Genomic DNA, 6,629 nt, shown 5'->3' with positions numbered 1-6,629 from the left:
TTGTTTTACTTACTGCTTTCTCTGTGTGCCACTTTTAGGTGCGGAATGTGGGTTTAAAATCTAGCTTTAGCAGACTGTAACAAAAAATTGCCTGAGTTGAGCAATGACACAAAGTACTCCCTAGAAGCGATCGCAACAACAAAAGCAAGTTTTAGCTTAAGCAGCAAGAAGCCCCACGTCTCACTCTTAGGAGCATTCTACTACTGCGCTTTCTGCTGGGCAGGAAGCCCACACTGTACCGTAAGGTCAGTGTAGGTAGTTCACTGAGCGCTCACGCCTGAAATCGCTAAATTTTAGCTAACACTTCCTTTCGGCAAACAGTGACAACTGTCCCGGAGAAATATTCCCGCGTCCAAATCGATGGTAGTAAAGGTGACAGCCACTGCACAAGCAAGTCAAGTTCTCCAGCCGATTGTCACCAGGGTCACAATTCCAGTGATGTACCTGAAGTGTATAAGCTTTGCGCTGAGATTTTGTCCAATCAGGTGGTTTTTCCCCAGGACGTAAGCAGACCTTACCACATTTAGTACAACGCCAATCACAGTCAGCTTTTAGCGCTGTCGCAATTTCTTTCCAATTGTCTGGATATAGACCCTGACTCATGACGATGTATTTTTGCAATCTATAGTGATTTATCAATCAACAAAGCTTATCTTAAAATCGGCTAAGTTAAAAGTATTGTTGCTACAAGAATCTTTTGCCAATGAACATAAATATTCTTCTAGCTTTAAGATCCAATACCGTTGTTGTTGTGAGGCGTAGATAGTTGACTGCGGTTAAAATTGTAGCTTCTTATATTGTGACAACAGAGCTAGGAACATGAAGTCATTGTGGAGAACTTCCATAATCTTAACTGCGATCGCTGGAGCTACCATCAGCGCTATCTCGATTTTCCAAAGAACTAAGCAGCCATCCATCGGGCTTACCGAAGAATGGATAGCTACTCAAGTGGCAGATGGGGACAGCATTACAGTCGGCCAAACCGATGGCAGCCAAATGTCAGTTGAGCTTTGTGGAATTGATGCCCCGGAAGTGAAACAAGGTGAAGTGCCAGCACAAGCATTGAGCAATGAAGCAAAAGATAAACTACTCAAACTCATTGCTGCTGCCGATAATCAACTGATGATCGTTCCAGTCGCAAAAGACAGCGATGGGCGCACTATTGCAGAGGTGATGGCTCACGGACAGGGTGAGGCTGAGATTAGTTTTCAGGAAGAATTGCTCAAAAGCGGCTTGGCTAAAACGCAACTTGGCGGGGTGGAATGCCCGAATCAAATAGCTTTCGAGAATGCTCAGGGATTAGCGATCGCTTCTAAAACTGGAGTGTGGAGTCAGGTCAAATAAAATCAGCTTTCAAATTTCAAATTGAGTGCTAAGAAGATTTTTTCACACCAGCTAATATAAGAGTGAGCGCAACTTCTAAAAAATGGCGATCGCGAATGGCTATTAAAACTCCATTAATGAGTATTTGAGACTTGTGAATAAGGAAGCTTGGGAAATAGCGATCGCTCGTTCAGCGTAAAACAATAGCACTTTCCCTACCTCCTCTTGACAAATTCTGTTTTTGCTTAACTTGTCACAAATTGAACATAGCTTTGCGGCAATGACAACGGCTTTTTCAAAGTCTGCGGGATTCACAATGCCCAAAAGAAAACGTTTTTCCTCATTCCAAGGTAAATTTGGCGGAAATTACATTTCCAACTTTGGAAAGCAGAATGCGATCGCGTTTGTTGCATAATAAGCAAACAACAAGATTCCTGAATTCTTTAAAAGTCAAGGATCTAAGCCTTGTAACAATGCTGCCATGTAGATGTTCTAGATAGCCAATTGCTTACAGCTAATGGTAAAAATCAATTAGCGATTCGCAATTAGCACTATGGCAAATTTTCTCCAACCGCCAAGGTTACGCATTGGTGAAGACACTGAAGAAGAACGACGTGCCACTTGGCTAGAACTGTTTTATGATTTGGTTTTTGTCGTTGCAATTTCTCAACTCGCCCACAATCTCAACGAGGATATTTCTCTATCAGGATTATTTGGGTTTGTAGTTCTATTTATACCAGTTTGGTGGTCATGGATTGGCACTACATTCTATGCCAACCGCTTTGACAGCGATGATGTGGGACATAGACTGCTGATTGGTTTACAAATGCTGACAGCAGCAGCGATGGCTATTAACATCCACCACGGTTTGGATGAGAGTTCCCCTGGTTTTGCCATTTCCTATGCTCTTGGTCGAGCTGTGCTTGTAATAGAGTACGTCCGTGCTGGAAGACATATCCCCTTTGCACGTCCTTTAACTACTCGCTACGCTATTGGTTTTGCGATCGCAGCTTTGCTGTGGTTAATATCAGCATCTGTACCCATTCCTTGGCGGTTCGGATTTTGGACGCTGGGAATTGTTATTGACTTTGCTACACCCCTAACAGGACGTAAGTTTCAGATCGGGTTACTCCCCCACGCCTCGCACTTACCGGAGCGTTTCGGGCTATTCACCATTATTGTTTTGGGTGAAGCAATCATTGCAGTAGTCAATGGTGTCTCTGAGCAGAAATGGGATGTTTTGACCGTAATTTCCGCCGTGTTTGGTCTAATTATCGCCTTTAGTTGGTGGTGGGTTTATTTTGATAACCTGGGTGGTAAACCTATTGAGATGGCGCGGACACATGGAAAAGTTGGTGTTGTTAATCTCTGGCTTTACACCCATTTACCGCTAGTGATTGGGATTACTGCTGCTGGAGTCGGTGTAGAACAAATCTTGTTGAGTAAGCCAACTTTAGCACTACCCGATTCCCAGCGATGGCTCATCTGTGGTTCAGTAGCATTATGCTCTCTAGCTGTCAGTATTCTCCATAGATTTGGGGTGATCCGTTATTGCAAAATCCGTTCCCAGTATCGACTTGCGGGTGCAGTCCTGCTGCTAGCGATCGCCATTTTAGGGAAAGGTTTGTTACCTGTTGCAGTCATTAGCCTTGTAGCTGTAGTTTCTGCTGTCCAAGTCGTTCAAGATTTGTATCAGAGCCGTCCCACTACCCGCTTGGTTGACCCAGAAATCTAGCTTTTAGCGTAGTGGCGCATATCTGTGCGCCACTGCGATGTATCCATCTAAACCTCCGGGGTACTCCCGCCACATTGGTACTCCAATTGGCGGTGACGGGGGATAGGAGGGCTGATTGAGTGGGGATACCTTATTTGTTGCCTATCAATGAAATCAAAACTGCTACTGGCATCCCGCCCCTTATCCCCTTCTTGGGACCCCACCTTCCCCATTCCCGTTCTCCCCGCTTTCGTGACGAAAGCGAACTACTACGCTAAAATAACCATTCTCCGCAGCCGCTCAGGAAAAAGAATATAATTAATGGCTAACCTCAACCTCATTTCAGAATATAAAAGCTTTGGTGGCAAACTCGGTTTCTACAGTCATCACTCCTCCACCTGTAACACTGAAATGCGCTTTACCATCTATCAACCACCACAAGCAACTCGAAGTCCTGTACCGATTCTCTATTTTCTCTCTGGATTAACTTGCACGGAAGAGAATTTTATGGCGAAGGCGGGAGGAGTGCAGCGCTTTGCTGCTGAGTACGGTTTGATATTGGTTGCACCAGATACCAGTCCGCGTAATACTGGCATTGCAGGTGAGGATGATGACTGGGACTTTGGCAGTGGTGCAGGTTTTTATGTTGATGCTACAGAAGAACCGTGGCATCAAAACTACCAAATGTATAGTTATATCGTCCAGGAATTACCTGCTTTAATTACTGCAAATTTCCCCACCCAACCTGATAAACAAGGCATTTTCGGTCATTCAATGGGCGGACATGGGGCACTTGTCTGTGCAATGAGAAACCCAGAACTCTACAAATCAGTATCAGCCTTTGCACCGATTACTGCACCTATGCGTTGTCCTTGGGGTCAAAAGGCTTTGGGTGGTTATCTTGGCAGCAATCAAGAAAATTGGCGTGCTTATGATGCTAGTGAATTAGTCAAGCAAGTAGGTTATCACAGTTCAATTCTTATCGATCAAGGCACTTGCGATCAATTTTTAGCTAAACAATTACTGCCAGAGGTCTTTAAGCAGGTTTGTACAGATGTTAACCAGCCGCTAAACTTGCGTTACCAAGAAGGCTATGACCACAGTTATTATTTCATCGCCAGTTTTATTGAAGATCATATCCGCTACCATGCGAGCGCTTTTAAAAAACTCGGCAATCACTCATGAGAAATCGATTGCTCTTAGGCGATGGACTACGCCATGCTTGAGTGATGCACTTCTACAGTTAAAGAAATAATTGCAAATCAAAACTCTTTTATTTGTCGTGGGTCTTCATCCGGTGGATGCCAACCACCTTTAATCCAAAGACGACGAGCTTTGACAATAGAGCCTTCATTATGACGTTCATCATTGAGGTCTAAACGATTCTTGTAGCTCGTCCTACAGAACTAATGCCAATAATTGTTAGACCATCTGCTGACCAAATAAAGTGATCTGACCACTTTTGCTGACGTGGATTAAACAGAGGTAGCATCTGTCCTGTATCTGGATCAATTCCAGTAGTGAAATTGTAGCGATATCCGTTACAACGCTGACAAGCTAACGCTAGGTTATCAGGGTCATCCGAACCTTTAAGAGACTGGGGTACGATATGGTCAATAGAAAATAGAGCAGCACTTGCTTCTTCTGAAGAATGACAGTATTCACAAAGAAATTTTGCTCTTTGTCTAACTAATTTTTTGGTTGCATCATTAACTGTCATGATTCAGAAATGATTTTGGCATTAAGCAAGGTAAAAATTCTATCTAGTTCCAATATGCCTGCCAATTCAGCATCTTCTTCTGTGGTTAGCAATCCAGCTTTCTTTTTCTCAGATAATTCTTCGAGTCGAGACTGTAATTCTTCAGTAAATTTAAACAAATGTATGTCCCTAACTTTACTGAGTTTGATTCCAGAATCTACCCAGAATGAGGGTTGAACCATCATTTGAGTAATCATAAGCTGTATGTCTCGTTTAATTTAGCGGACTGGTGGTATTTTAACAGCGAATCTTCCTTACCTGCTTTATTTTGAATGCCAGTTGATAAAAGGTAATGCGGTAGACTTGTCTTTTTCCCCAAGGAAGAGGCTCAAAATCGCGGATGTCATATTTTATAATATTGCTTTATTTAATGTCTTAACTCTTAATTTAAATAAATTCTGGCACAAATGAGCGAAATCCTTCTTGTAGTAGATATGCAAAATGGTTTTATGCCTGATAAATGCAGACATATTATTCCTACTGTTATTAAACTAATTGAGCGTTTTTTAGAGGCTGGTAAACTCGTTGTATTTACAAAATTTATCAATACTGCTGACAGTAATTATGTAAAGCTAATTCATTGGTCAAGCTTAATACATGAACCAGAAACGAGTATTGTTGATGAACTTCAGCCATATATACATAATATTTTTGATAAACCTTATTACTCTGCATTTACGGAAATTTTTTCGAGTTTTATTTTGATTAATCAAATCAGCAAAATATATCTTTGTGGAGTTGAAACTGATAGCTGTATTTTCAAGACAGCAATTGACTCTTTTGAGCGCGGTATTGAACCAGTAATTATCGAGGATGCTTGCTTTAGTGCTGGTGGTCAGCAAGCGCATGATGCAGGTATTTTCTTACTCAAACGTAATATCGGAAAAAACCAAATTCAGATGAGTGATGAGGTGATTGAGAAGATGTCATAATCAATCACAATTGGATCATCTTGACAACTGCCGTAAGTTTGTTCAAAAAATCCTGCTGGCCATCCCAATTCTTCTGGTGTTTTTGGGGGTGCTGATGGTTCTAGCTGTTGATAGGTTACTGTCACTTCATTGGTGTCAAGTTAAGAAAAATGGATGGTTGTCAAGAGTGGGCAAATCAATGGTAAAAGTCAACACAAGGGTATTGAAAAAGCCATGAGCAAACCACGCAAAAAACAAGGGAATCCAGATTTTCGCCATCGAGTCAGCGTACCAGCCCCAGCCAGTAAAGAGATAGAATCACGTCTGTTTGAACTCATCAGTCCAGGTACATTTACAAACCTCAAAGGGGTAAAAGACAAAGAACGGAGCTTGCGTTCACGAATACTGACCCTGCCAGTAATGGCAGCAATCGTGTTGAGTCTAGTGTATCGACAAGTACAACATCTCACGGATGTATTGCGATCGCTAGAAATAGAAGGATTAATGTGGGTGGAAGCAACGAAAGTCAGTAAACAAGCGTTGTCTCAAAGGCTTAATAATTTGCCTGCTCATTTATTTGGTAAGTTGTTTGAGCAAGTGATAGAGCGGTTATCAGCGAAAAGAAGCGCAAGAGAATTAGCCCCACCTTGGTCATCAGTAGCACAAAGATTTACTGCCATCTGGATTGGGGATGCCTCAACACTCGAAGCGATGAAAAAACACTTCGGACAACTGCAAGAAACAACAGGTGCAGCATTAGCAGGAAAGATGCTGATGGTTGTAGAAGCTTTTACTCACACTCCTGTAGCAATTTGGTATGATGTTGATGCCAAAATCCATGAGACTCTTTGGTGGCAAGCATTGTTAGAACCTACATTCCGCACCTGAAACTGTCACAAAAGAAATGATAAGGAATATGTCC

8 protein-coding genes and 1 pseudogene are annotated in these 6,629 nt (G+C 42.3%); 5 read left to right on the top strand and 4 right to left on the bottom strand.

What is annotated here, in order from left to right; translation table 11 throughout:
• Positions 1–297: 297 nt before the first annotated feature.
• Complete coding sequence (locus RMX69_RS29335) at positions 298–603, bottom strand: HNH endonuclease (RefSeq protein WP_322639536.1); 306 nt, start codon at positions 601–603, stop codon at positions 298–300.
• 216 nt (positions 604–819) lie between these two features.
• Between RMX69_RS29335 and RMX69_RS29330 the strand changes: the two genes are divergently transcribed.
• The 3 genes from RMX69_RS29330 (at position 820) to fghA (ending at position 4,222) form a co-directional block, all read left to right on the top strand.
• Positions 820–1,344, top strand: coding sequence for a thermonuclease family protein (locus tag RMX69_RS29330; protein ID WP_322639535.1), 525 nt, complete (start codon positions 820–822; stop codon positions 1,342–1,344).
• A gap of 532 nt (positions 1,345–1,876) precedes the next feature.
• On the top strand, positions 1,877–3,058 hold the full coding sequence (locus RMX69_RS29325) for a low temperature requirement protein A (protein ID WP_322639534.1): 1,182 nt from the start codon (positions 1,877–1,879) through the stop codon (positions 3,056–3,058).
• Between the two features lie 300 nt (positions 3,059–3,358).
• Positions 3,359–4,222, top strand: a complete 864-nt coding sequence (gene fghA, locus RMX69_RS29320; protein ID WP_322639533.1) for an S-formylglutathione hydrolase — start codon at positions 3,359–3,361, stop codon at positions 4,220–4,222.
• Between the two features lie 77 nt (positions 4,223–4,299).
• Here the strand turns inward: fghA and RMX69_RS29315 are convergent.
• Together RMX69_RS29315 and RMX69_RS29310 are read right to left on the bottom strand one after the other, a co-directional pair.
• Positions 4,300–4,757: pseudogene (locus RMX69_RS29315) on the bottom strand (HNH endonuclease).
• Positions 4,754–4,993, bottom strand: a complete 240-nt coding sequence (locus tag RMX69_RS29310) for a hypothetical protein (protein ID WP_163939136.1) — start codon at positions 4,991–4,993, stop codon at positions 4,754–4,756. The pseudogene RMX69_RS29315 and the gene RMX69_RS29310 overlap by 4 nt, the downstream one beginning before the upstream one ends.
• A gap of 210 nt (positions 4,994–5,203) precedes the next feature.
• On the opposite strand from RMX69_RS29310, the gene RMX69_RS29305 reads away from it, so the two are divergent.
• Positions 5,204–5,728: an isochorismatase family cysteine hydrolase gene (locus tag RMX69_RS29305; RefSeq protein WP_322639532.1), complete on the top strand. Its 525-nt coding sequence runs from the start codon at positions 5,204–5,206 to the stop codon at positions 5,726–5,728.
• On the opposite strand, the gene RMX69_RS29300 is transcribed toward RMX69_RS29305, so the two are convergent.
• Complete coding sequence (locus tag RMX69_RS29300) at positions 5,692–5,853, bottom strand: hypothetical protein (protein ID WP_322639531.1); 162 nt, start codon at positions 5,851–5,853, stop codon at positions 5,692–5,694. The genes RMX69_RS29305 and RMX69_RS29300 overlap by 37 nt on opposite strands.
• Positions 5,854–5,881: 28 nt before the next feature.
• On the opposite strand from RMX69_RS29300, the gene RMX69_RS29295 reads away from it, so the two are divergent.
• Positions 5,882–6,595 (top strand): hypothetical protein, encoded by a 714-nt coding sequence (locus tag RMX69_RS29295; RefSeq protein ID WP_322639530.1) that lies wholly within the window; start codon positions 5,882–5,884, stop codon positions 6,593–6,595.
• Positions 6,596–6,629 lie beyond the last annotated feature (34 nt).

Source organism: Nostoc sp. EspVER01 (genome assembly GCF_034530635.1).
Classification (GTDB): Bacteria; Cyanobacteriota; Cyanobacteriia; order Cyanobacteriales; family Nostocaceae; genus Nostoc.
The sequence above is the reverse complement of the archived record's forward strand: the minus strand, read 5'-3'. Positions and strand labels throughout refer to the sequence as shown.